This is a genomic window from Rheinheimera sp. (assembly GCF_030690345.1).
Lineage (GTDB): Bacteria > Pseudomonadota > Gammaproteobacteria > Enterobacterales > Alteromonadaceae > Alishewanella.
Genome location: NZ_JAUYGV010000007.1, coordinates 706,200 through 730,283 on the forward strand (window position 1 = coordinate 706,200; position 24,084 = coordinate 730,283).

The following is a 24,084-nucleotide window of genomic DNA, read 5'->3' on the forward strand; positions in this document are numbered from 1 at the left end:
AAACATGTTAAAGAAGCGGCCGGGGTGGGTGTTGGCAATGGCAGTGGTTATGCTACCGCTACTTCTGCTGCTGTTATCGCCAAAGCCGGCGCTGTATAGCCATTATCTGCAAAGCAGTGCCTATTTTGCCGCTGACGGCGGGTTGTTAAGCCTGCGGCTGGCGGCGGATCAGCGCTACCGGCTGCGGGTGCCGCTGACCGATATTGCTCCGGCGCTGCAGCAAGCCACTTTGTTGTATGAAGACCGGCAGTTCTATAGCCATTTCGGTGTTGATATCAGCGCGGTTGGCCGCGCCTTCTGGCAGGGCGTGGTTAAAGGCGGCCGGCGCCAGGGCGCGTCTACTTTAACTATGCAACTGGCGCGGCTGCGCTTTGGGCTGAATACCAGTAGCTTTAGCGGTAAACTGCAGCAACTGGCGTATGCGCTCTATCTGGAGCGGCATTTTAGCAAAGACGAGATTTTAGAAGCCTATTTTAATTACGCACCCTATGGCGGCAATATTGAAGGCGTGGCCGGGGCCAGCCTGATTTATTTTGGCAAAGAAGCACAGCGGCTAACGCTGGCCGAAGCCTTAGCGCTGAGTGTTATTCCGCAAAACCCGAACCAACGCAGCCCGTTAAGCACACAAGGCGCTCAGCAATTGGAGCTGGCGCGCCAGCGTTTAGCCGCCTTGTGGCTGCAGCACTATCCGTCCGTTGAGCAAAGTGCGGCGCAGCGCTTAAGTTTGCCGCTGAAGTTTTATCAGCGCGCCGACTTGGCCTACGCAGCACCGCATTTCATTAATCAGCTGCAGGCTCAGGGCCTCAGTGGCGGGCGTTTTTACACCAGCTTGCAACACGGGTTGCAGCAGCGTATGCAGCAACTGGTAACAGGGTATTTGCGGCGTAATGCCGACAAAGGCTTTAACAATGCCAGTGTGTTGCTGGTAAAACGCAGCACCATGCAGGTGCAGGCCTGGATTGGCTCGGCCGATTTTTATAATGCCGCTATCGCCGGCCAGGTGGATGGGGTTACAGCGCTACGCTCGCCGGGTTCAGCACTGAAGCCGTTTGTCTATGCGCTGGCGTTGCAACAGGGCGTTATTCATCCGCAAAGCCTGTTAAGCGATTTGCCGCGCCGTTATGGCAGCTTTAACCCGGAAAACTTTGACCGCCAGTTTGTTGGCCCGGTTAATGCCACTGAAGCGCTGATTAACAGCCGCAATGTACCGGCCGTGCAATTACAAGCCAGCCTGAGCAAACCGGATTTTTACCACTGGTTAAAGCAGGCGCAGGTGCCGTTAACTTATAGCGCTGAGCATTATGGTCTGGCACTGGTGCTGGGTGGCATGGAGCTGAGTATGCAGCAACTGGTGCAGTTATACGCCATGCTGGGCAATGGCGGTAACTGGCAGACTTTGCAGTGGCAGGCCGGGCCGGCACCGGCAGCACCACAACCGTTATTAAGCGCAGAAGCGGCGTTTTTAACCCTGGATATGCTGCGCCAGCATGCCAAACCGCAAGCCGGTTTGCTCAGCGAGCTGACAGACAGCACGCCGGTAGCATGGAAAACCGGTACTTCTTATGCGTTTCGTGATGCCTGGTCTGTCGCGCTTAGCGGTGATTATGTGCTGGCGGTATGGCTGGGTAATTTTGATGGCAGCAGCAACCCTAATCTGGTGGGGCGCACTGCTGCCGGGCCCTTGTTATTTGAACTGTTGGCATTGTTGCCGCGCGATAAACAAGCGGAGCAACGCCTGTTCACCGCCGGCAGTAAGCTGAACCTGAAGCAGGTGGCATTGTGCAGCCGCAGTGGCGAGCTGCCAAATAAATACTGCCCGCAAACGCGGCCCGGTTGGTTTATTCCCGGCGTGTCGCCGATTAAAGTATCCGATATACACCGTGCTGTGCCGGTGTATAGCGCGACCGGCTTGCGCGCCTGTAGCCATCAGCCGCCGCAAACTGAGCTGAAAGTATTTGAATTCTGGCCCTCGGACATTGCCCGTGCTTATCAGCTGTCCGGTATCGTATTAACCCCGCCGCCGGCTTATCAACAGGCCTGCATTGCTCAGCCGCAGTCATCGCAGCAAGCGCCGCAAATCCGCTCACCCCAGCAAGCGTTGACGTATCAGTTGGGTAAAACGGCCGATCAGCAAAAAATTGCGCTGCAAGCCAGCTTTGACGGCGCTGTAACCCGGGCGCACTGGTTTATCGACAGCCGTTATCTGGGGGCCGTAGCGCCGGGTGAAACCTTATTTTGGCAAGGCGAAGCCGGTGAGTTTCAATTGCGGGTGGTAGATGATTTAGGTGGTGTAGCCAGCCAACGCTTACGCGTACAGTAGCGGGTGGGTGCGTATAGCCGCCGGCTGCGCTAGAATGGCGCCAATTTTTAACGGCCGGCGGATAATCTATGCACTGCGCCCATTTTGCAGCGAAACGCTGCCTGTCTTGCCACTGGCTGGATAAACCTTACTCACAACAGCTGGCGTTAAAGCAGCAACAACTAACAGCCTTGTTAGCCGCGTTTAAACCGGCACAGCTGCTTGAACCGGTAGCATCAGAAGAGCAGGGCTTTCGCTATAAAGCTAAGATGGTGACACTGGGTACGGTTGAGCAGCCAATGCTGGGCATTGTTAATGCACAGGGCGAGGCGGTCGATTTAGCTGATTGCCCGTTGTATCCGCCGGCGTTTGCGCCAGCCTTTGCGCTGTGTAAAGCCTTTATTCAACGCGCGAAACTAACCCCTTACGATATTAGCGCCCGGCGCGGCGAGCTGAAATTTATCCTGCTTAGCCAAAGCCTGCACAGTGGCCGCTTTATGCTGCGTTTTGTGCTGCGCTCAAAAAACTGCCTGGCATCTGTGCAAAAGCATCTGCCTTGGCTATTGGCGCAGTGGCCACAGCTGGAGGTGTGCTCGGTTAATTTGCAACCCAAGCCTGCGGCGCTGCTGGAGGGCGAAGACGAAATTATCCTGACAGAGCAAACCCTGCTGGCTGAGCAATTAAACCAGGTACCGCTGTACTTAACGCCGCAAAGCTTTTTTCAAACCCAGCCGGTGATGGCGGCGGCGTTATACCACACGGCAGCAGACTGGGCGGCACAGTTGCAACAGCAGTATGGTGACTTCAGGCAGATTTGGGATCTGTTTTGCGGTGTTGGCGGCTTTGGTCTGCATCTGACAACAGCACAACAACAACTGAGTGGGATTGAGATAGCACCCGCCGCCATTGCCAGCGCACAGCGCTCTGCCAATGAACTCGGCTTAACTCAGGTGCAGTTTCAGGCGCTCGATTCTGCCGCTTTTGCCAACGCGGCGGCACAGGCACCGGATTTACTGGTGGTTAACCCGCCACGGCGGGGATTGGGTGAAGTACTGTGTCAGGATATACAACGCTTAGCGCCGCACTGGTTGATTTACTCCAGCTGTAATGCGCAAACGCTGGCGCAGGACCTTACGGCATTAACAGATTATAAACTTCTGAAAGTGCAACTGTTTGATATGTTTGCCCACAGCAATCATTATGAAGTGCTGACGCTGCTGCAAAGGCGGGTTTAACGTCTTCCTTCTAATATGCGGACAATTTCACGGCTGTGTTCAAACAGTTCGATAACGGTACCTTCAATTTGTATTGTGACAATGCCATCTGTATCAGCTTTTCTCAGCACCGTGCCACGGCGATAATAATCGTCTGCCAAAAAATGGCCCGGAGACAGTTTTTTCTGCCAGCCCGGCGGTAACGGCTGACCGTTTTCCAGTTTCTTCGCCAGCCCCGGCGGCAGTGGCTTGTCCTTGTCATTCTTAGCCAGTGCCAGTTGACTAAATATCAGGGTAAAACTACAAACCAGTACTATAACTGTTTTCATTTGGGCTCACCTTTTGCTGCAATACAGTGTTTTTAACATCTGCAGATTAACGGCAGCTTAATCCGGTAGCACAAAGCTGATTTGCATATCACGCCACTTAATTTATACTGTATTTATAAACAGTATTTGGGTCGATTATGTCAGCGTTACTCGAACAATTAGCCAGACGCCAGCTGCTATGGCACGGCAACAGCCAGCAGGCGGCGTATCAGGCTGTGTCGTCCGGCTCCCCTGAGCTGGATCAACAACTGGCCGGTGGCTTCCCGGCCAGTGGCTTAATTGAGCTGCAAACGCAGTTGGGTATTGGTGAGCTGCGCTTGCTGCTACCGTATTTACAACAGCAGCACAGCAGTGGCCGCTTACTGGTACTCATCTCACCACCGGCCATGCCTTGTGCCGATATGCTCTGTGCTGCCGGTATAACACTGTCGCAATTAGTTATTGTTACAGCCAAAACCGGCAAAGAGGCGTTGTGGGCCGCAGAGCAGTGCCTGCAAAGCGGTTGCTGTGCCTCGGTATTGCTGTGGCAGGCAGGGCTGAAACTGGCTCAGGCCAGGCGCTTACAACTGGCGGCAGAGCAGGGCGCGGCCAGTTTAGTATTACTGCGCCGGCCCTCCGCTGGCCTGAGCTTGCCGGTAAACTTAAGCCTGGAACTTAAACCTCATCGTCAGGGGCTGCAACTTAGCGTACATAAGCGCAAAGGCGGCTGGCCGGGATCGGCTTTTGTGCTGGATATGCAAAGCCGCTGGCCGGCGCTGTGTTTTACAGCAGATGCCGCTGAGCTGCCACAGCGTAAGGCCGGCTGAGATGGCGCTGTATCTGTATTTACATTTTCCGGCGTTACAGTGCGATAGCTTAACGGATAGCGGGCAACAATCTTTGCCGGTGGCGGTAGTGGATGCGCAGCATAGTATTGTGCAACTGAATGCACAGGCGGCCGCACAAGGGGTGCAGTTGCAGATGAGCCTGGCTACCGCTGCGGCACTGTGCCACAACCTGCAGCTGATCCCTTATCAGAGGGAGCAACAACAAGCGGTGTTATTGTCTGTTGCGCAGCAGCTGTATCAGGTAAGCGGCGAAATTGCGCCGGACCCGCCTGCCGGCTTGTATTTGCGGGTGTGCAATATGCTGCAGCTGTATCATGGCCTGGATGGCTACCGTAATGCGCTGATGGCAGAGCTTAAACGCTTGCCGTATCGCTATGCTTATGCCACCGCTGCGACGCCCTTTGCCGCTAAATGCCTGGCACGGCAGCAATTTAATCAACTCACTGCCGATCACAGTCTGACAGACGCGGCGCTAAAACGCAGCCCGCTTAGCTTTACTGAGCTGGAAGCAGATTTACAGCAACAGCTGCAGCGTTTGGGCATTGATACTCTGGGCCGCTTACTGGCGTTATCGGCAGCCGAACTGGCGCGGCGCTTTGACAACCGTTTAGTCAGTTATCTCGGCCGTTTACGCGGTGAGTTTTTCCATGCACTTAACTATATCCGGCCCGAGCCCGGCTTTAGCCGTTATCTTGAATTGCTGTATGACATCCATGATATGGCCGTACTCAGTGCGCCGCTTAGCAAGTTGCTACAGCAACTGCAGCAACAGCTTGAGCGCAACAATGCGTTGTGTCATCAGCTGACATTGCGTTTGTATTGCCGTGACAGCGACACGCAATGCATCAGTATCGGCTCGGCGCAGGGCGAATATCGTGCCGCAAACTGGCTTAAGCTGTGTCAGCTGCAGCTGGAAACTAACCGTCTGCAGGCGCCGGTGTATGGCCTGCAACTGGAAGTTACACAATTTGCGCCGCAGCAGGCGCAAAGCGAGGATTTATTTCAACCACAACAGGGCAATGTATCGGCATTACAGCTGGTGTCGTTGCTGCAAGCCCGGTTGGGCCGTGAGGCGGTAAGCGGGCTTAGCCTGCAAAATCGCCACTTACCTGAGCAAGCCAGTGGCCGGCCTTTGCCCTTGTTGCAAAGCCAGCCTGGCGCAGCAGCATTGTTACAGCGGCCGGCATTTTTATTGCCACAACCTGTGGCGCTGCGTGAAACGATAGAAATAAGCCGGGGCCCGGAGCGCTTGTGTCCGGATGGCTGGCAACTGGCCGCCCAGCGCGATTATTTTATTGGCCGCAACAAACAAGGCCAATGGCTCTGGCTGTACCGCACGGCGCAGCAGCAGTGGTTTGTGCATGGTTTGTTTAGTTAGTGCAACTGCCCATGGCCTACGCTGAACTGTTTTGTCAAAGCCACTTTAGTTTTCTGCACGGTGCCTCCGGCCCGCAGGAGTTGGTGCAGCAGGCTGCCGCGCTGGGCTATAGCGCTCTGGCGCTGACCGACGAGTGCTCGGTGGCCGGTATAGTAAGGGCCTACCGGCAGATTAACGAGCAAGGGCTGAATATTAAGCTGATTGTCGGCAGTTATTTTCAGTTAGATAAACTGGAATTGGTATTACTGTGCCCGGATAAAGCCGCTTACACCGAGCTGTGCCGCATTATTACCAATGCCCGGCGACGCAGCAGTAAGGGCGAATACTGCTTAACCGAATGGGATCTGATGTCGCTGCAACACTGCTTGCTGTTGTGGTTACCTGCCGGCGATAACGACAGCGATAGCTACTGGGCCAATTGGCTGCAAAAATACCACAGTGACCGGCTGTGGCTGGCCATGCGCCGCCAACTTAATCATAACGAAGCGGCTTTTAGCGCTTACTGTCAGCAGTTGGCACAGCAGTATCAGCTAAAGGCCGTAGCCTGTGGTGCTGTGCTGATGCATATTCCTGAGCGGCTGGCGCTGCAGCACTGCGTCAGTGCCATTAAAGCCGGCAAACCAATAGCAGAGCTGGGGCGGAAGCTATTGAGTAATGCCGAGCGTGCACTGCGGCCGCTGGCTAAGCTGGAAAAATTATTCAGCACTGATCTACTGCAGCAAAGCTGTGCTATCGCCCGGCGCTGCACTTTTTCGCTGGACGAGCTGAAATACCAATACCCGAGCGAGCTGGTGCCTGATGGCGAAACGGCGGCCGGTTATTTGGCGCATCTGGTGGTGCAGGGCAGCAAGCTGCGCTTTCCTGCTGGTGTGCCAAAGCGGGTGCAGGCCATTATCGATAAAGAAATGGCACTGATCACTGAGCTTAACTATGCATACTTTTTTCTGACTATTTATGACCTGGTACAGTTTGCCAAAGCGCGCGGCATTTTGTATCAGGGCAGAGGCTCGGCGGCTAACTCGGTTGTGTGTTATTGCCTGGAAATAACAGCGGTAGATCCTGAGAAAATTCAGGTACTGTTTGAGCGCTTTTTATCGCGTGAACGTAAAGAGCCGCCGGATATTGATGTCGACTTTGAGCATGAGCGGCGCGAAGAAGTGATCCAGTATCTGTATCAAAAATATGGCCGTGAACGTGCGGCGTTGGCTGCTACCGTGATCAGCTACCGTTTTAAAAGTGCGCTGCGTGATGTCGGCAAAGCGCTGGGGCTGCCGGTCAGCCAACTGGATTTTTTAGTGAAAAACATTCAGCGGCGTGACCCGGCCCTGAGCTGGCAGCAGCAACTGGGCACGCTGGGGCTTAACAGCAATAGCGACACCACACAGCAGCTTATTACGCTGGTTGAGCAACTGCGCGGCGCCCCGAGGCATTTATCACAGCATGTCGGCGGCTTTGTTATCTCCCAGGGGCCTTTGTATGAGCTGGTGCCGGTAGAAAACGCAGCCATGGCCGACAGAACAGTGATCCAGTGGGATAAAGATGATCTGGAAACGCTGGAGCTGCTAAAAGTGGATGTGCTGGCACTGGGCATGTTAACCGCTATCCGCAAATGCTTTGCGCTGCTAAAACAACACGAACAGCAGGATTTAAGCATTGCCGGCATTAGCGCGCAGGGCGATGATGCGGCGGTGTATCAGATGATCCAAAAAGCCGATACTGTCGGGCTGTTTCAGATAGAGTCGCGTGCCCAGATGAGCATGCTGCCGCGCTTGCGCCCGGCCTGTTACTACGACCTGGTGGTACAAATTGCCATAGTGCGGCCAGGGCCTATTCAGGGGGATATGGTGCACCCGTATTTAAAACGCCGCCACGGTGAAGAAGCCGTAGAGTACCCATCTGTCGAAGTCGAAAGCGTACTAAGCCGCACCCTGGGCGTGCCGATTTTTCAGGAGCAGGTGATCCAGCTGGCGATGGTGGCGGCCGGTTTTAGCGGCGGCGAGGCCGATCAGTTGCGCCGGGCCATGGCCAGTTGGAAGAAAACCGGCGAGCTGCTGCAGTTTAAACATAAGCTGATTGACGGCATGCAAAGCCGCGGCTACGCGCTGGAATTTGCCGAGCGCATTTATCAGCAAATTTGCGGTTTTGGTGAATATGGCTTTCCGGAGTCGCACTCTGCCAGTTTTGCCGTGCTGGCCTATGTGTCGGCCTGGCTGAAATACTATTATCCGGCCGCCTTTTGCACCGCCTTGCTTAACAGCTACCCGATGGGGTTTTACAGCCCGGCGCAGCTGCTGCAGGATGCCAGGCGCCACGGTGTCACGGTGTTACCGCTCTGTGTTAATCAATCGCAGTGGGATTATTGCCTGCAACAACAAGGTAAGGCCATACGGTTGGGGTTACGCCAGATTAAAGGCTTATCTTCGGCCGGGGTACAGTTACTGCTAAAGTTACGCCCGGCCGGTGGCTATCGGGATATAGTGCAACTGCGCCAAACCGGGCTTAGCCGCAGCGATTTACAAGCACTGGCCAGTGCTAATGCGCTAAGCAGCATTAGTGGCGATCGTTATAACAGCCGCTGGCAACTGATGGATAGCCAGCACAGCCTGCCGCTGTTTGCCTCCGGCGGCGAGCCGCCGGAGCCGTCTGAGGCTGCGATGCAGGTGGCGCAAACCGCACCGGCCTATTTAGCGCCACCTGGCGCGGTAGAGGAAATGCTGGAAGATTATGCCGCCACCGGCCTTACGTTGGCTGTGCATCCGCTGGCGTTGCTGCGCCGGGCCGGCAAATTACCGCGCAGCGTGCCGGTAGACGAGCTGCACCGCGTGCGGCATAACAGCCCGGTGCGGGTAAGCGGCCTAGTGACGTTACGCCAACGGCCGGGTACGGCAGCCGGAGTCACCTTTATGTCGCTGGAAGATGAAACCGGTACTGCCAATGTGCTGGTGTGGCTGGCCACAGCGCAGGCGCAGCAAAAAAGCTTTTTAACCGCACGTATTTTACAGGTGGATGGTATTTTACAACGCGAGGGCGAGGTAACCCATATTATCGCCGGTAAGCTGGTTGACTTATCCGCGCTTTTGGCTGAACTTAGGCTGTCCTCACGCGATTTTCATTAACGGGAACTGCTATGTTACTGCAAGCCTCACAAAGCCTGGTGTTACTGATTGATATGCAGCAAAAGCTGGCACCTGCTATTTTTGACAGCAAAGAAGTCGAGCAGGCGGCGGCCTGGGTGCTGCAGGTGGCCGTGCAGCTGGAGGTGCCGGTGTGGGCCACCGAGCAGTATCCGCAAGGCATAGGCGCTACGCTGCCGGCACTGGCAGAGCTGGTTCCTGAGGCGCAGGTGCTGCAAAAAATGCATTTTAGTGCGTTAAAAGAGCCGCATATTGCCAGCAGTCTGGCTTGTGCTGAGCGCAAGCAAATTGTGGTGCTGGGCACCGAAGCCCATGTCTGCGTGCTGCAGTCGGTAATGGATTTATTGACGCTGGGCTATCAGGTGTTTGTGGTGGTTGAAGCCGTAGGCTCGCGCACGGAGCAAAATAAGCAGCTGGCTTTAAGCCGTATGCAGCAGGCCGGCGCACAGATTATCAGCAAAGAAATGCTGGCGTTTGAATGGCTGGAATGTTGCGGCACTGATACCTTCCGCCAGATAAGTCGTGGCTGGATCCGTTAATGCGCGGGTGTTGGCTACTGTTAGTTTTGGCGTTGCCGTTGCAGGCAGATAGCCTGATTGACCAGCAATTGCCGGATTTTTATCAGCAGTTATTGCCGCAACAAGCCTACCCGTTAAGCTGGCAACCAGAGCACTTTAACGATATTCAGCACTGGCGTGCACAGGGCCGGGCTGCATTACGCGAAGCCTTGCTATGGCCGGATGAGCCGGTTGATTTTGCCGCAAAACTGTTAAAAACCGAGGCGCGCGATGGTTACAGCGCGCAGTTGTGGTCGGTGCAGCTGACTAAGCAAAGCAGGGTGCAGCTAATGTTATTGCAACCCGATGCGGCTAAGCCTGCGCCTGCGGTGCTACTGCTGCATGATCACGGCGCCCGCTTTGATATTGGCAAAGAAAAATGGCTACAGCCGTTTGCAGCCGACGCGCGCCTGCCAGCGGCGCAGCAGTGGGCAGACAAGTATTTCAGCGGTAACTTTGTCGGCGATGCGCTGGCTAAACAAGGCTATTTGGTGCTGGCGGCTGATACCTTTGGCTGGAGCGATCGTGGCCCGATTGAATTCAGCGCGCAGCAATCCCTGGCCGGCAATATGTTTATGTTGGGTCGCTCGCTGGCCGGTATGGCCGCCTATGAAGATTTACGCTTGGTAGAATATTTAAAACAGTTGCCGCAAGCCGACAGCAGCCGGTTGGCGGTGCTGGGGTTTTCGATGGGAGCGTTTCGTGCCTGGCAACTGGCGGCACTAACCGACGATATAAAGGCCGGGGTGGCCGTAGCCTGGCTAAACAGCTACCGGCATTTAATCAGGCCCGGCAATAATATCCTCAAAGGCCAGTCGGCGTTTTACATGCTGCACCCGGGCTTAGCGGCAAAATTAGATATTCCCGACATGGCGGCGCTTGCTGCGCCCAAAGCGATGCTGTTTATTAATGGTGGCAAAGACAAATTAATGCCGCAGGCCGGCGTTGAGCAGGCTTATGCGCAACTGGCAAAGGTGTGGCAGGCGCATGGCGCAGCAGACAAGCTGGTTACCAGCTTGTATCCGCAATATGGTCATGAATTTAACGCTGAGCAACAGCAGCAGGTGTTCCGCTGGTTAGCTACTCAGTTAACGGTAGCGTCAAGGGACTGATCAAACAGCAGCGCCAGCCGCACACCAGCCTGCTGTAAGCGCTGCTCTACTATCGCCTGATATTGCAGCACATAGCTGTCATCAATTAACATGCCTGGCGTATAGCCCTGATAAATCCCCAGCGTAAGCGCCGCAGATTCATTGGCCCAGCTCAGCGCATTGCCTTGCCGCCAGGCTGAACGCTGCTTAGCACTGATACGGTTAAACAGCGCAGCGGCTTTATTGGCGTCGGTTTCATAGCCCAGCTGTTTTAACAGCGCAAAATCCCACACACCGTGCAGGTTATTCGGCAGGCCATAAAAATACACCGCAGTGCGATTACCGCCTAAATCATCGGCGAAGCTGACATGCAGCGGCTGGTGTAAGTCGCCGGTAAAATGTGCCAGAAACAACAGCGCTTGCCAGTCATTGCGGTTTTGCTTTAAACGCCGCTGCATATCGGTGATGGCAGATAAAATACAACCGTGCGCCGGGCAATCTGCGGCGCTTACCTGCTTTTTATCACGGGAAAAATTCACAAAATGCAGCGCTGAGGCATAGTCAAAGGCCGGATCGGCACGCATTTCATCGGCCCAGCTGCAGCTTTGGCTAAACTGCTGATAAGGTGAGGCGGCAATCAGGCTGTCAATTTGCAACCGCGTTGTGTCGCTCACCAGCTGATAGGCCATATCGCAAATCAGCTGATGGCCGGTTTTACTAAAAGCCTGTAGTGGGTTACTCAGCAGCAATAATGCCGCCGCGATCAGAATACGCATAGTTTACTCCGGCACCAGTTGGTGCACCTGAAATTCACCTTGTGCACTTAACAGCGGGTTTAGCTCGGCTAAGGCCTGCTGCATATCTTTGGCCAGCGTATAGGGCGGGTTAATCACCAGCATACCGCTGCCGGTCATACCAAAGCCGATGCTATCCGGTAGCGGGCAATATTCAATCCGCAGCTGATCTTTAATGCCGGTAGCGACAATAGCGCTGATAAAAGCTTCTACCGCGCTGCGCTCTATTACCGGATACCAAATTGCATAGGTAGCTTGCGGAAAACGCTGATAAGCGCTTTGTAAGCCGGCTACCACGTCCTGGTATTCAGTTTTCAGCTCGTAGGGTGGGTCTATCAATACCAGGCCGCGCTTATGCAGTGGTGGCAGCATGGCTTTAAAGCCGGCCCAGGCATCCATATGTTCGATCCGGCTGTGGCGGCGTCGGGCAAATTGGCTGGCCAGAATAGGGTGGTCTGTCGGGTGCAGCTCGGTGGCCTGAATGCTGTCGCCGCTGCGCAGCAGCATGGCAGCAATTTTCGGTGAGCCAGGGTAAAAAGCCAGCTCGCCATCGGGGTTTAGTTGTTTTATCAGCGCTATATAGTGCGCCAGTGCAGGGCTTTGCGCCTGGTGGTGCCACAGTTTACCTATACCGCCCTGGTACTCGCCGGTTTTCTGCGCCTGTTCAGCAAGTAAACTGTACAGACCGGCACCGGCATGGCTGTCGTGGTAGCAAAAGGGTTTATCTTTTTGCAGCAGGTAGTCAACAATGGCAACCTGTACCAGATGTTTCACCACATCGGCATGATTACCGGCATGATAACTGTGACGATAACTGAGCATAAACAAGGCCTTTAGCGGCAAATTTAAAGGCCGTCAGCATACTGCGCGCACAGAAAAATACAAGTATTGTTGCCGCGCAGCTGGTAAAATCCGCCGCATTATTGATTTACCGTCGCCTTACGGCGCATGCAGGATGTTTTATGTCACAACACAAAGCCAAAGGCGGCAAAGCGGCCAATCCACTGCACAAGCCCTGGACCAAAGAGGCAGGCGCTAAAAACGCCAGGCCGGTAGCCAATAAAGCCAATCGCCCTGCAGCTGATAAAGCGCAACCGGTTAAAACCGTGCGTAGCGTGCAGGACAATGAAGGCAAGGTGTATGGAGAAAACGCCTGCCGGGTATTGTTTAACCAACGGCCGGATGCGCTGATCCGCCTGTATGTTTCAGCGCAAATGGCAGCGAAATTTGCCGATGTGATGAAGTATTTAGCGGCTGTTAAAAAAGCCTACCATATTGTTGATGACGCAGAGCTGGAGAAAGTCGCTGGTAGCGGCCATCACGGCGGCGTGGTGCTGCTGGTAAAACGCAAGCCACAACAAAGTCTGGCGGCATATTTGCAGCAAAAAGGCCGTAAACGCGACTGTTTGCTGGCTCTGGATGGCGTGGGTAACCCGCACAATTTAGGTGCGATAACGCGTAGCTGTGCGCATTTTGGCGTGGGCGGCATTATTATGAAGCAACCTGAGCTGTTGCAATCGGGCGCGGCACTGCGCACGGCAGAGGGCGGCGGCGAGTTTGTTGATGGCTTAAGTTGCGACAACCTGCCACTGGCATTACAGCTGTGCAAAGAAGCCGGTTATACACTGATTACCACCTCCAGCCACGCCGGCACCTCGCTGTATCAAAGCCAGCTTCCGGCTAAGGTGGTGATCGTATTTGGTGAAGAGATGTTTGGCGTGTCAAAAAACGTCGCTAAAAGCGCCGATATCGCGCTGCAAATTCCGGGCTCGGGCAAGGTAGAATCGCTGAATGTCAGCGTAGCGGCCAGCCTGATCTTAGGCGAATGGTACCGTCAGCAGCTTTAGTGGTCAAAACGTTAGCGGCTAAAACGCACTAAACTGCTGTTTTAGTTGCTGCGCCTGGCGCCGGCTTACATCTACCTGCTGGCCATCTTGCAAGATGGCAATTAAACCGCCGCCGGCTATCGCCGGTTCAATATGGCAGTTTTTTTGTCAGTTATTTATAAGCAAAACGTAACGAAATTCCCTATTTTGCCGCTGGTAATTTTGTAAGTGCCTGCCAGGCTATATAGCACTGCCGGGCTGGTGCTGATGTACCGTCTGTAGTAGCTGTGGTGAACAGCCGGCGAGTTGGTAGTCGGCGGCAACCGAAAAGCCTTAACAGAGTAGGTACAGCTAGCAGGGAGTGAGAGTCATGCCAAATCTGGTGCAGGAACTCAACAGTTTAGATTTCAGCGTCTATATCGGTGGCCCGTTACAGGCGGCCGTGCAAGCACAACATGCGGCGTCAATGTCGCAGGTTAGTTTTATTCAGGCAGTAGGGTTTGAAGATAACGGCGGTAGTAAAGCATTACGCTATGTCGATTTTGATTTTACCAAGTCAACGCCTAATCCTCATGTTGGCAAGACGGCGCAGCAACTGACAGATGAAGGGTTGCCGCCCGGTACAGATGTAACCAGTAATTTCATCTCGACGGAAGTGTCGATAAAGGTGCCGTTTTTAACCATGCTAACCATACCGGCATTGCGGATTGAAGAAATCACTATCGACTTTAATGCCAAGCTTACCTCGACCGAAACCTCTAACGTATCCAGCGAGTTTGCTGCCAGCGCTGAGCTTGGCATTAACTACAAAATTGTTAATTTCAAAGCTTCGGCGTCGTATAAGCGCTCGTCGACACGCGGGGTAAGTGTAGAGAAAACCTATAACCTCGGCGTAAAAGTCACCGCATTAAATGATGAAATACCGGCAGGGTTAGATCGGATCCTGACGATGCTGGAAGACAGTATTGTCAGTGCCTGACCGACGTTAGCATGGGTTTGGGCCGGTGGCGCTGCTGCCGGCCTGTTTTAACAGGGACACCAATATGCCGAATTTAAATGAGTACCTGGGCAGTATTATCAGCAGCATTACTAACGCCAGAGTGATGGCGGATATTCAAACCGTTAAGGTAGCCGAAGAATACGCCAAACATGATTTACTTAAACATTTTGCTATACCGCATATGCGCGTTGGCGATGTTGAACTGACGATACCGGTGGCGCTGGATGCGTTGACAGAGAAAACTGAAACCCAGTATCAACCTATTGATAATAATAAATTTAACAGCCTGATGTACAAGGAGCTTACCAATAGCCTGGGGCGCACCAGCTTACCATCTAAAGCATCGAAAGCTTTGCGGGCGACACTGGTACAACAAACCCATGACCTGGAGCAATCACTGCGTATTAAGCAGGATATGGCGCCGGTTGAAGAGTACAGTCAATTGGCGGTGCGCCAACTGGTGCAACTGGCAGACGAGTATCAGCTGGTAAGCCGTGAAAGCCTGCCGAAACTGAATATCGAACAGATAACCTCCAGAGTAGTGGCGGCTGCGACACAGGAAATTAAGGTACTGAGTCAGCGCAAAGTAATTGAAAATTTAAATGTCATTGCTGAGTCGCATAAGCTGCGGGAAGAAAAGCCGGAAAATATCATTTATATCAAGCTGAAAATCTCTGAAGACGGCATGGAGTGGCAGCAGATGGAAAGCAGTACCGGTGAAGTCAGCCGTCGTTTATTGCCGGAATAACCGCTATGCAAAAGTCGACTGTTCATTTGGTTAAAGAGTTAACTGACTTGCTGTTGAAGTTTCCGTCATTGGTAACAGGGTTTGAACGCAAGCAACCGCAGGCCTTGGCGGCATTGCTAAGCTGGATTGCTGCAGCTGAACAACTGCTGAGTAGCTACGGTTTAGTGGCCAGTGCTGAGTTGGCAGGTTTGCGCAGCAAACTTACCGCGCCGGTGCACCGTGACGAACATCGCGGCCAGTTGCGTAAACAACAATTACGTGAAGCGGTAGAGATGTTGTATCCATTGCAACAATGCCTGCAGCAAACGCTGACCCCGTATCAGCAAAAGCTACAACAGAGCGCTGAGTTGATACGACATTTGCTAAGCGTGATTAGTCAGAGCGGGGCGCTGCATTACGATGCAGCGGCGGGTTTTGACAGCTTTGTGCAACAATTGTGGCAATTAATTGGCCGGCATGATCAGCTAAAAGCCGGTGCTGTGCAGTTACGCAGCTGGTTATCGCAGCAAGACATTACACTGCTGCTGGCGCAAGAGGTTAATCCGGCAGATTTTCCGTAACTGCATCCGGTTTAGTTTGGCTGATAAACTGAAAGCGTGGCAGTAACTCGCCGGCAATTTCAACGTTTTCAGTAAACATCTCCAGCGGCCGCGCCCAGAGACCGAAATCGCCGTACAGGGCGCGGTAAATCACCAGCCACTGTTCGGTTTCGCTGTGGCGGGCGCAGTCAATAACCTGATAATAAGCGCCTTTGTAATGCTGATAGAAGCCTGGCTCAACTGGTGGTTTAAGCTTGTTGTTCATACCAGCTCTCAAAGATGATTTTTGCCGATAAACTGTCCACTTTGTCTTTGGCCAAATTACGGTAACCGCCATCAGCAAACAGCATACTGCGTGCTTCAGTGGTGGTAAGGCGTTCGTCATGCAGCTCTACCGGTAAGCCAAAACGGCCATGCAGCCGGTTGGCAAACTTACGGGTGCGCACGGTAAACGGCTGTTCGGTGCCATCCATATTCAATGGTAAGCCTACCAGCAATAACTGAGGTTTCCATTCGTTAATCAGCTTTTCCAGCACGGCCCAATCGGGTGTGCCATCCTGAGCTTTTAATGCGTTAAGCAATGAGGCGGTGCCGGTAAGTTCCTGACCTACCGCCACGCCTATGCTTTTGGTACCGTAATCAAAGGTTAAAATGGTGCGACTCATTAAGCGTGACCGGCCTCGTTAGTTAGTTGCCAGGGTTTTATACCAATTTTCGCCGTGGCGCTTTGCCATTTTTCGGCATGGGTTAAGTCAAAAATAATATCGCTGTCGGCCGGAATGATTAACCAGGCGTTATCGGCAATTTCCTGCTCCAGCTGGCCGGCAGTCCAGCCGGCATAACCCAGCGCCAGGATAAATTTTTCCGGGGCGTTGTCGGTGGTCAGATCAAACAAAATATCTTTTGAGGTAGTAACCATCAGGCTGTCGTTCAGCCGCATACTACTGGCGTAGCCTTCTTTGGCAGTATGCAGTACAAAGCCTCTGTCGTGCTGCACCGGACCGCCGGCGCAAACATGTGCAGTTGCCGCCGGGCTTGCGGTGTTGAACTCAATTTGCAGTTGTTGCAGTAGATCGGCCACCTTCACTTCCAGCGGGTGGTTAATCACGATGCCCATGGCACCTTCATCATTGTGTTCACAAATATAAGCAACACTGCGTTTAAACAGTGGATCATCTAACGACGGCATAGCAATTAAAAAATGATTCTGAAAACTCTGCATAGTGACCTCGTTACAACGTGGTTGTCACTGGCGGGCTGCCAGCAGCTGTTCAATTTCATCAAATAACAAACCGGTGATGCTGATTGGAAACGCCGCTTCAATTTCGCGGATACAGGTTGGGCTGGTAACGTTAATTTCAGTTAACTTGTCGCCTATTACATCCAGACCGACAAAAATCAGTCCTTTGGCTTTTAACGTGGGTGCTACCGCATTGGCAATGGCAAGGTCAGAATCTGACAAGGGTCTGGCTTCACCACGGCCGCCGGCTGCGAGGTTGCCACGGGTTTCGCCGCTGGCCGGAATGCGTGCTAAGCAGTATGGCACGGGTTTACCGTTTACTACCAGTATTCGTTTATCACCCTGGCTGATTTCCGGGATAAAACGCTGCGCCATGGCATAGCGGCTGCCATGTTCGGTTAGCGTTTCAATAATTACGCTGACATTAGCATCACCCGGTTTTAAGCGAAAAATTGACGCGCCGCCCATACCATCCAATGGTTTTAATATTACGTCCTGTTCGGCCTGGTAAAACGCTTTTAGGCGTTTGGCATCACGGCTGACCAGAGTTTTTGGCGTATGTTGGCTAAACCAGCTGGTGTACAGCTTTTCGTTGGCATCGCGCAGGCTTTGCGGTTTATTTACAATCAGCGTGCCGTGATCTTCTGCCCGCTCCAGAATGTAAGTGGCGTAGATATACTCGGTATCAAACGGCGGATCTTTACGCATTAAGATCACATCCAGCTCACTAAGGGCAATATCCTGCTCAGTACCAAACTGATACCAACCGGCCGGGTCTTGCTGCACCGTTAATAGCTTGGTACTGGCACGCGCCTGACCTTCCAGCAAATATAAATCGGCCATTTCCATATAATGAATTTGATAACCACGTTGCTGAGCTTGTAGCAACATAGCGAAGCTGGAGTCTTTTTTAATATTGATGGCCGATATCGGGTCCATCACTATGCCAAGTTTTATCGGTTTACTCATGCTGTATCCTCAGGCCAGATCGCCAAATTGCAGTTGTAACGCACTGATAGCGGTAAGTGCTGCCGTTTCGGTGCGCAGTACGCGTGGCCCCAACTGAATGCCGTTAAAGCCGGCAGCTGTGGTGTGTGCCATTTCCTGTTCACTGAAGCCGCCTTCAGGGCCTATTACTAACCGGATATTATGATTGGGTATAAGCGTCTTAATGGTGTCTTTTGCCCACGGATGCAAGGTTAGCTTTAATTCTTTTGTGCTTTGCATAAGCCAGACATCGAGCGAAATAGCCGGATGCACAGTTGGCACTATACTGCGGCCGCTTTGCTCACAGGCACTGATGGCGATTTTTTGCCATTGCTCGTGACGTTTGGCCAAACGTTCGCCGTCCAGTTTTACACCGCAGCGTTCGGTAAACAGCGGGGTAATTTCGCTAACGCCCAGTTCTACCGCTTTTTGAATAGCAAAATCCATTCTGTCACCGCGCGAGATACCCTGGCCCAGATGAATTTTTAGTGGCGACTCAACCGGGTTTTCCAGCTGTGCTGTGGCAATAACATTAACGCGCTTTTTATCGCTGCTGCTGATTCGGGCAGGGTAGTTAAAGCCGTCGCCGTTAAACAGCTGCAGCTCGCTGCCAACCGGCATGCGCAGCACACGGCCAACATGGTTGGCGGCATCATCATCAAGGGCAAATTCGTGGTTAAGTGCAACAGCACCACTGTGGTAAATTCTTGGAATACGCATAAAAACTTCTGCAACTGAACAATGCCGATATGGTAGCAGGCGGCAAAGGCAAGCAACAGAAAAAACAAACCCTGCCGTAGCAGGGTTGTTAAAGGTACAAGCGGATCAGTTTACCGCCGGGTAGCTGTAGCTGGCACCCACGCCCAGTGGAATATCCAACGCCCAGAAACCGAGCAGGAAGGCAGTCCACAATACCAGCATGGCGACAGAGTACGGCAGCATTAGTGCGATAAGGGTACCGATACCGGTTGATTTAACATACTTCTGGCAAAACACCACGATTAACGGGAAGTAAGGCAGCAGCGGCGTAATAATATTGGTAGAAGAATCACCCACACGGTAAGCGGCCTGGGTTAAGTCCGGCGATACGCCAAGCTCCATCAACATAGGTACCATAATGGCACCAATAAGCGCCCACTTAGCCGACGCTGAGCCGACTAACAGGTTAACAAAGCCGGATAAAAACACGATACCAATCAGCGTAAAGCCCATTGGGAATGCCATTTCCTGCAGCCAGTTGGCGCCTTTTATCGCCAGCAGGGCGCCCAGGTTAGACTGGCCAAAAGCATAGATAAACTGAGCACAGAAAAACGCCATCACAATGTAATAGCCCATGCCGCTCATGGCCTTGCTCATGCCTTTGATAATATCACGATGGTTTTTGGCATTACCGGACACATAGCCGTATACCACGCCGGGAATTAAAAAGAATACAAAGATAATGCTGACAATAGATTGCATTAACGGAGCGGCGAAAACCAACAGGTTGCTTTGACCTTCTGCCAATACTGTACCGGCAGGTGCGCGCCAGGCAGAAGTTTCCGGCAAGGCTGACGCAATTAACAGCACTATGCTTAACAGCATAGAAAAGCTGGCCCAGCGCAAACCTTTACGCTCGTTGGGTTTTAAGTCGTCCATTTTTGGCATATCGGCCGGGTCGCCGTCTACCACGGTAGATTTAAGCCTTGGCTCAATAAACTTGTCAGTAATTATCCAACCGACAATAACCACCAAAAAGGTAGAGGCGGTGGTGAAATAATAGTTGTTCATCGGGCTGACAAACAGCTCAGCTGCAGCAGGGTCAGATGATAGACGCGCCGATACCTGAGTAAGGCCTGACAACAGCGGATCAAGGCTTGATGGCAGTATAGTGGCAGAGAAACCGCCCGATACGCCGGCAAAGGCTGCGGCGATACCGGCCAGCGGATGACGGCCCGCGGCATAGAAAATAACAGCGCCCAGCGGAATAACCAGTACATAACCGGCGTCTACCGCCATATGGCTGGCAACACCGACAGCAATCAGTACCGGCGTTAACAGCATTTTTGGCGTAACCGATAGTACAGAGCGTAAACCGGCATTAATAAAGCCGGTATGTTCAGCCACGCCTAAGCCCAGCATGGCTACCAGCACTACGCCAAGCGGGGCAAAGGTAACAAAGGTATTGACCATTTTGGCCATAAAGGTGGTCATTGAGTCGGCGGCCAGCAGGTTATTTACCTGAATAGCTGCGCCGGTACGCGGGTCTACTTCATTAAAGCTGACGCCGGCCAGGGCCCAGGATACCACCCAGACCACCACCATCAGCAGGGCAAATAATACAGCAGGGTCAGGTAATTTATTACCGACCACTTCTATGGCATTAAGCGCACGGTTAAGCCAGCCGGTTTTAGCGGCGTTAGCAGCTTGTTCAGACATACATGTTCCTTTCTTATAGTTTTGTTTCGCTCTGCTCACAGACAGAGGACCCCGGATACAACATAACGGCTTATCATACACAAAAAGTGCCGGATGATAAGGCGAAATTATTATTCTGCTTTGCTAACAGCAGGTGTAAAAAAGGAGAGCCGGGCTCTCCTTTTCTATCTAACTGACCAGCGATGGTTACTTGGCGTACTGGCGCAGTAATTCCGCTTTGTCGGTTTGCTCCCACGGGAACTCAGCACGACCAAAGTGACCGTAGGCTGCAGTTGGCAGGTATATTGGCCGTTCCAGTTGTAACATTTCAATTAAACCGTAAGGGCGCAGGTCAAAATGCTCGCGCACCAGCTTAATCAACTGATCTTCGCTCAGTTTGCTGGTACCGAAGGTTTCCAGGCTGATAGAGGTAGGCTCTGCTACACCGATGGCATAAGATACCTGCAACTCGCAACGTTCTGCCAGGCCGGCAGCAACAATGTTTTTCGCCACATAGCGCGCAGCGTAAGCGGCTGAACGGTCTACTTTTGATGGATCTTTACCGGAGAAAGCACCGCCGCCGTGACGCGCCATACCGCCGTACGAGTCGACAATAATTTTACGGCCGGTTAAGCCGCAGTCGCCCATAGGGCCGCCGATAACAAAGCGGCCGGTTGGGTTGATAAAGAATTTGGTTTTAGCTGTTAACCACTCTGCCGGCAATACCGGTTTAATAATGGTTTCCATTACCGCTTCACGCAGATCTGCAGTGCTGATGGTATCGCAGTGCTGGGTAGACAATACTACCGCATCAATACCTACCGGTTTGCCGTCTTCATATATAAAGCTAAGCTGGGATTTTGCATCCGGGCGCAGCCATGGCAGGGTGCCGTCTTTACGCACCTGCGCCTGACGTTGTACCAAACGGTGTGAATAAGTAATAGGGGCCGGCATCAATACGTCTGTTTCGTTGCTGGCGTAGCCGAACATTAAACCCTGGTCACCGGCGCCTTGCTCTTTCGGATCGGCGCGGTCTACACCCTGGTTAATGTCCGGCGATTGTTTACCGATGGCATTTAATACGGCGCAAGAATCGGCATCGAAGCCCATATCTGAATGCACATAGCCAATTTCGCGCACGGTTTTGCGGGTAATTTCTTCAATATCAACCCAGGCAGAAGTCGTGATTTCACCACCTACCAGCACCATACCGGTTTTAACGAAGGTTTCGCAGGCTACGCGGGCTTTAGGGTCTTGCTCCAGGATTGCATCCAATACGGCGTCAGAAATCTGATCAGCAATTTTATCCGGATGTCCTTCAGATACTGACTCAGAAGTAAAAATGTGTTGTGCCATCGGTTGTATTCCAAAATAAGGTTAATGCAGTTAAGTTCGTTCTGCTTAAAAATGCCATAACGAACCCAAAAAATAGGCGGCTATTCTAGAGAAAGTGTGCTGTCTTTGCCAGAAAAATCTGCCACCCAGACGTCTTTAATGCTATTTTACGTTGCTTATTACGTTAGTGCAGCCAGTTAGATCTGAGCGGCTGAAAATTGTTTCTGCCGACGGATTTAAATTTGCCATCCGGCGGGGGCTCTGTGAAAATAGCGACACTTTGAGCCTTAACATTTCAGCTTAATAATAATCAGCTTCATTATAAGAAGCCGCGCAATGTCAGGAGTGAACATGCCATCTCGTAAACAACTCGCTAATGCTATCCGTGCGCTTAGCATGGATGCGGTGCAAAAAGCTAAATCAGGACACCCGGGCGCCCCAATGGGGATGGCCGACATTGCCGAAGTGTTATGGCGTGATTTTCTCAAGCATAATCCGCAGGATCCGCAGTGGCCAAACCGCGACCGTTTTATTCTGTCAAACGGCCATGGCTCCATGTTGCTGTATTCCCTGCTGCATTTAAGCGGTTATGACTTAAGCATTGACGATTTAAAACAGTTCCGTCAGTTACATTCCAGAACGCCGGGCCACCCGGAATACGGTTATGCGCCGGGAGTGGAAACCACCACCGGCCCGCTGGGCCAGGGTATTACCAATGCGGTAGGTATGGCGATTGCAGAAAAAGCCTTAGCCGCGCAGTTTAACCAGCCGGGTTACGACATTGTTGACCATCATACTTACACCTTTTTAGGCGATGGCTGCTTAATGGAAGGTATTTCGCATGAAGCTTGCTCGTTAGCCGGCACTTTAGGCCTGGGTAAATTGATTGCCTTTTGGGATGACAACGGTATTTCTATTGACGGCCATGTTGAAGGCTGGTTCACCGATAATACCCCTGCACGGTTTGAGGCCTACGGCTGGCAGGTGATTAGCAATGTTGACGGCCATGACGCCGCTGCTGTGGAAGCTGCTATTACGCAGGCCAAAGCAGATACCACCAGACCAACATTAATTTGTTGCCGTACGGTAATAGGTTACGGCGCACCGAATAAAGGCGGCAGCCACGATTGCCACGGTGCACCGCTGGGCGATGCTGAAATTGCGGCCGCGCGTGATTTCCTGCAATGGCCGCATGCGCCTTTTGACATTCCGGCTGATATTTATGCTGACTGGGATGCCAAAGCCAAAGGCAGCGCACAGCAGCAAGATTGGCAGCAATTGTTTGCCCGCTACAGCGCCGCTTTCCCTGAGTTGGCCTCCGAGTTCAGCCGTCGCGTAGCCGGCCAGTTGCCTGCCAATTGGCCAGAGCAGTCACAAGCTTATATTGCACAGTTGCAAGCCAACCCGGCTAATATTGCCAGCCGCAAAGCATCACAAAATGCATTAAATGCTTTTGGCCCGCTGTTACCGGAGTTTATCGGTGGTTCGGCGGATTTAGCCGGTTCTAACCTGACTATCTGGTCCGGCTCTAAGCCACTCACCGGCACCGATGCCAGCGGTAACTACATTTATTACGGCGTACGTGAATTTGGCATGTCGGCCATTATGAATGGTATTGCACTGCACGGCGGCTTTGTACCTTACGGTGCTACCTTCCTGATGTTTATGGAGTATGCCCGTAATGCGGTACGTATGGCCGCACTGATGAAACAGCGTGTCATTTTTGTCTACACTCACGATTCTATCGGTTTGGGTGAAGATGGCCCGACGCACCAACCGGTAGAACAACTGGCAGCACTGCGTGCTACGCCAAACCTGATGAACTGGCGCCCGTGCGACCAGGTAGAATCTGCCGTAGCCTGGAAGGCCGCGATAGAGCGCACTGATGGCCCAAGCACCTTAATTTTCACCCGGCAGAATCTGGCACAACAGCAACGTAATGCGCAGCAACTGGCCGATGTAAAACGCGGTGGTTATATTCTGCGTGACTGCGCCGGCACACCAGAGTTGATTATTATTGCTACCGGCTCCGAAGTGGAATTGGCGATGCAAGCCGCAGCTAAGCTAACAGAGCAGGGTAAGGCAGTGCGTGTGGTATCCATGCCATCAACAGACGTGTTTGAACAACAGGATGCCGCTTACCGCGAAGCCGTTTTACCAGCCTCAGTAAGCAAGCGCATCGCGGTGGAAGCCGGTATTACCGATTGTTGGTATAAATATGTCGGACTAACCGGCAAAATTATCGGCATGACCAGCTTTGGCGAGTCGGCACCGGCTGAACAGTTATTCGAACACTTTGGCATTACCACTGAAAAAGTGCTCGAAGCAGCTGAACAGTTGCTGGCGTAATGTGCAATACAATGGGACCAGCTTTGGTCCCATTTTCTTA

General features: G+C 52.7%; 22 protein-coding genes. 12 read left to right on the forward strand and 10 right to left on the reverse strand.

Translation table 11 applies throughout. The features are described 5' to 3' along the window. The first annotated feature begins 49 nt into the window (after positions 1-49). Both pbpC and rlmC read left to right on the forward strand, forming a co-directional pair. Entirely contained in the window at positions 50-2,320 is a 2,271-nt protein-coding gene (pbpC, locus tag Q8O77_RS14075; RefSeq protein ID WP_305554332.1) for a penicillin-binding protein 1C, read from the forward strand. Positions 2,321-2,388: 68 nt separating this feature from the next. Beyond that, a complete protein-coding gene (rlmC, locus tag Q8O77_RS14080) occupies positions 2,389-3,534 on the forward strand; it encodes a 23S rRNA (uracil(747)-C(5))-methyltransferase RlmC (protein ID WP_305554335.1) in 1,146 nt (381 codons plus the stop codon). Here the strand turns inward: rlmC and Q8O77_RS14085 are convergent. Next, on the reverse strand, positions 3,531-3,842 hold the full coding sequence (locus tag Q8O77_RS14085; RefSeq protein ID WP_305554338.1) for a hypothetical protein: 312 nt from the start codon (positions 3,840-3,842) through the stop codon (positions 3,531-3,533). The two genes, rlmC and Q8O77_RS14085, sit on opposite strands and share 4 nt — an antisense overlap. A 137-nt stretch (positions 3,843-3,979) precedes the next feature. On the opposite strand from Q8O77_RS14085, the gene imuA reads away from it, so the two are divergent. From imuA to Q8O77_RS14110, 5 genes are read left to right on the forward strand one after another with little or no spacing between them, the layout of a single operon-like run. Then, positions 3,980-4,648: a translesion DNA synthesis-associated protein ImuA gene (gene imuA, locus Q8O77_RS14090; RefSeq protein WP_305554341.1), complete on the forward strand. Its 669-nt coding sequence runs from the start codon at positions 3,980-3,982 to the stop codon at positions 4,646-4,648. Between the two features lies 1 nt (position 4,649). Continuing rightward, on the forward strand, positions 4,650-6,047 hold the full coding sequence (locus tag Q8O77_RS14095; protein ID WP_305554344.1) for a DNA polymerase Y family protein: 1,398 nt from the start codon (positions 4,650-4,652) through the stop codon (positions 6,045-6,047). Between the two features lie 11 nt (positions 6,048-6,058). Then, positions 6,059-9,163, forward strand: a complete 3,105-nt coding sequence (locus Q8O77_RS14100; protein WP_305554347.1) for an error-prone DNA polymerase — start codon at positions 6,059-6,061, stop codon at positions 9,161-9,163. Positions 9,164-9,174: 11 nt separating this feature from the next. Next, positions 9,175-9,720 carry an isochorismatase family protein gene (locus Q8O77_RS14105; protein WP_305554350.1) on the forward strand — a complete coding sequence of 182 codons (546 nt, stop codon included), beginning with the start codon at positions 9,175-9,177 and terminating at the stop codon, positions 9,718-9,720. Next, on the forward strand, positions 9,720-10,850 hold the full coding sequence (locus Q8O77_RS14110) for a dienelactone hydrolase family protein (RefSeq protein WP_305554353.1): 1,131 nt from the start codon (positions 9,720-9,722) through the stop codon (positions 10,848-10,850). Before Q8O77_RS14105 ends, Q8O77_RS14110 begins: the two co-directional genes overlap by 1 nt. On the opposite strand, the gene Q8O77_RS14115 is transcribed toward Q8O77_RS14110, so the two are convergent. Both Q8O77_RS14115 and Q8O77_RS14120 read right to left on the reverse strand, forming a co-directional pair. Then, a complete protein-coding gene (locus tag Q8O77_RS14115; RefSeq protein ID WP_305554356.1) occupies positions 10,823-11,605 on the reverse strand; it encodes a S1/P1 nuclease in 783 nt (260 codons plus the stop codon). The two genes, Q8O77_RS14110 and Q8O77_RS14115, sit on opposite strands and share 28 nt — an antisense overlap. Positions 11,606-11,608: 3 nt before the next feature. Then, a complete protein-coding gene (locus Q8O77_RS14120; RefSeq protein WP_305554360.1) occupies positions 11,609-12,445 on the reverse strand; it encodes a 23S rRNA (adenine(2030)-N(6))-methyltransferase RlmJ in 837 nt (278 codons plus the stop codon). A gap of 140 nt (positions 12,446-12,585) precedes the next feature. Between Q8O77_RS14120 and Q8O77_RS14125 the strand changes: the two genes are divergently transcribed. From Q8O77_RS14125 to Q8O77_RS14140, 4 genes are all read left to right on the forward strand, one after another. Then, complete coding sequence (locus tag Q8O77_RS14125) at positions 12,586-13,470, forward strand: tRNA/rRNA methyltransferase (protein ID WP_305554363.1); 885 nt, start codon at positions 12,586-12,588, stop codon at positions 13,468-13,470. A 349-nt stretch (positions 13,471-13,819) separates the two neighbouring features. Then, positions 13,820-14,428: a DUF2589 domain-containing protein gene (locus tag Q8O77_RS14130; protein WP_215397317.1), complete on the forward strand. Its 609-nt coding sequence runs from the start codon at positions 13,820-13,822 to the stop codon at positions 14,426-14,428. A 64-nt stretch (positions 14,429-14,492) separates the two neighbouring features. Then, a complete protein-coding gene (locus tag Q8O77_RS14135; protein ID WP_305554369.1) occupies positions 14,493-15,197 on the forward strand; it encodes a hypothetical protein in 705 nt (234 codons plus the stop codon). 5 nt (positions 15,198-15,202) lie between these two features. Next, entirely contained in the window at positions 15,203-15,757 is a 555-nt protein-coding gene (locus Q8O77_RS14140) for a hypothetical protein (RefSeq protein WP_305554371.1), read from the forward strand. On the opposite strand, the gene Q8O77_RS14145 is transcribed toward Q8O77_RS14140, so the two are convergent. The 7 genes from Q8O77_RS14145 to metK form a co-directional block, all read right to left on the reverse strand. Beyond that, positions 15,735-16,001, reverse strand: coding sequence for a DUF1653 domain-containing protein (locus Q8O77_RS14145; protein WP_305554374.1), 267 nt, complete (start codon positions 15,999-16,001; stop codon positions 15,735-15,737). The two genes, Q8O77_RS14140 and Q8O77_RS14145, sit on opposite strands and share 23 nt — an antisense overlap. Beyond that, positions 15,985-16,401, reverse strand: coding sequence for a Holliday junction resolvase RuvX (gene ruvX / locus Q8O77_RS14150; RefSeq protein ID WP_305554377.1), 417 nt, complete (start codon positions 16,399-16,401; stop codon positions 15,985-15,987). The genes Q8O77_RS14145 and ruvX overlap by 17 nt, the downstream gene beginning before the upstream one ends. Further along, positions 16,401-16,958 (reverse strand): YqgE/AlgH family protein, encoded by a 558-nt coding sequence (locus tag Q8O77_RS14155; protein WP_305554380.1) that lies wholly within the window; start codon positions 16,956-16,958, stop codon positions 16,401-16,403. Before Q8O77_RS14155 ends, ruvX begins: the two co-directional genes overlap by 1 nt. A gap of 24 nt (positions 16,959-16,982) precedes the next feature. Next, the gene (gene gshB / locus Q8O77_RS14160; protein ID WP_305554383.1) at positions 16,983-17,945 is read right to left on the reverse strand and encodes a glutathione synthase; all 963 of its coding nucleotides are present in this window, start codon (positions 17,943-17,945) and stop codon (positions 16,983-16,985) included. 9 nt (positions 17,946-17,954) lie between these two features. Continuing rightward, a complete protein-coding gene (gene rsmE / locus Q8O77_RS14165; protein ID WP_305554386.1) occupies positions 17,955-18,683 on the reverse strand; it encodes a 16S rRNA (uracil(1498)-N(3))-methyltransferase in 729 nt (242 codons plus the stop codon). 105 nt (positions 18,684-18,788) lie between these two features. Beyond that, on the reverse strand, positions 18,789-20,381 hold the full coding sequence (locus Q8O77_RS14170; RefSeq protein WP_305554389.1) for an AbgT family transporter: 1,593 nt from the start codon (positions 20,379-20,381) through the stop codon (positions 18,789-18,791). A gap of 186 nt (positions 20,382-20,567) precedes the next feature. Further along, positions 20,568-21,716 carry a methionine adenosyltransferase gene (gene metK, locus Q8O77_RS14175; protein WP_305554392.1) on the reverse strand — a complete coding sequence of 383 codons (1,149 nt, stop codon included), beginning with the start codon at positions 21,714-21,716 and terminating at the stop codon, positions 20,568-20,570. Positions 21,717-22,046: 330 nt separating this feature from the next. Between metK and tkt the strand changes: the two genes are divergently transcribed. Beyond that, complete coding sequence (tkt, locus tag Q8O77_RS14180) at positions 22,047-24,044, forward strand: transketolase (protein WP_305554395.1); 1,998 nt, start codon at positions 22,047-22,049, stop codon at positions 24,042-24,044. Positions 24,045-24,084 lie beyond the last annotated feature (40 nt).

Coding starts and splice junctions, on each gene's coding strand:
- pbpC (WP_305554332.1), top strand. CDS start 50: ATGCTACCGCTACTTCTGCTGCTGTTATCGCCAAAGCCGGCGCTGTAT.
- rlmC (WP_305554335.1), top strand. CDS start 2,389: ATGCACTGCGCCCATTTTGCAGCGAAACGCTGCCTGTCTTGCCACTGG.
- Q8O77_RS14085 (WP_305554338.1), bottom strand. CDS start 3,842: ATGAAAACAGTTATAGTACTGGTTTGTAGTTTTACCCTGATATTTAGT.
- imuA (WP_305554341.1), top strand. CDS start 3,980: ATGTCAGCGTTACTCGAACAATTAGCCAGACGCCAGCTGCTATGGCAC.
- Q8O77_RS14095 (WP_305554344.1), top strand. CDS start 4,650: ATGGCGCTGTATCTGTATTTACATTTTCCGGCGTTACAGTGCGATAGC.
- Q8O77_RS14100 (WP_305554347.1), top strand. CDS start 6,059: ATGGCCTACGCTGAACTGTTTTGTCAAAGCCACTTTAGTTTTCTGCAC.
- Q8O77_RS14105 (WP_305554350.1), top strand. CDS start 9,175: ATGTTACTGCAAGCCTCACAAAGCCTGGTGTTACTGATTGATATGCAG.
- Q8O77_RS14110 (WP_305554353.1), top strand. CDS start 9,720: ATGCGCGGGTGTTGGCTACTGTTAGTTTTGGCGTTGCCGTTGCAGGCA.
- Q8O77_RS14115 (WP_305554356.1), bottom strand. CDS start 11,605: ATGCGTATTCTGATCGCGGCGGCATTATTGCTGCTGAGTAACCCACTA.
- Q8O77_RS14120 (WP_305554360.1), bottom strand. CDS start 12,445: ATGCTCAGTTATCGTCACAGTTATCATGCCGGTAATCATGCCGATGTG.
- Q8O77_RS14125 (WP_305554363.1), top strand. CDS start 12,586: ATGTCACAACACAAAGCCAAAGGCGGCAAAGCGGCCAATCCACTGCAC.
- Q8O77_RS14130 (WP_215397317.1), top strand. CDS start 13,820: ATGCCAAATCTGGTGCAGGAACTCAACAGTTTAGATTTCAGCGTCTAT.
- Q8O77_RS14135 (WP_305554369.1), top strand. CDS start 14,493: ATGCCGAATTTAAATGAGTACCTGGGCAGTATTATCAGCAGCATTACT.
- Q8O77_RS14140 (WP_305554371.1), top strand. CDS start 15,203: ATGCAAAAGTCGACTGTTCATTTGGTTAAAGAGTTAACTGACTTGCTG.
- Q8O77_RS14145 (WP_305554374.1), bottom strand. CDS start 16,001: ATGAACAACAAGCTTAAACCACCAGTTGAGCCAGGCTTCTATCAGCAT.
- ruvX (WP_305554377.1), bottom strand. CDS start 16,401: ATGAGTCGCACCATTTTAACCTTTGATTACGGTACCAAAAGCATAGGC.
- Q8O77_RS14155 (WP_305554380.1), bottom strand. CDS start 16,958: ATGCAGAGTTTTCAGAATCATTTTTTAATTGCTATGCCGTCGTTAGAT.
- gshB (WP_305554383.1), bottom strand. CDS start 17,945: ATGAGTAAACCGATAAAACTTGGCATAGTGATGGACCCGATATCGGCC.
- rsmE (WP_305554386.1), bottom strand. CDS start 18,683: ATGCGTATTCCAAGAATTTACCACAGTGGTGCTGTTGCACTTAACCAC.
- Q8O77_RS14170 (WP_305554389.1), bottom strand. CDS start 20,381: ATGTCTGAACAAGCTGCTAACGCCGCTAAAACCGGCTGGCTTAACCGT.
- metK (WP_305554392.1), bottom strand. CDS start 21,716: ATGGCACAACACATTTTTACTTCTGAGTCAGTATCTGAAGGACATCCG.
- tkt (WP_305554395.1), top strand. CDS start 22,047: ATGCCATCTCGTAAACAACTCGCTAATGCTATCCGTGCGCTTAGCATG.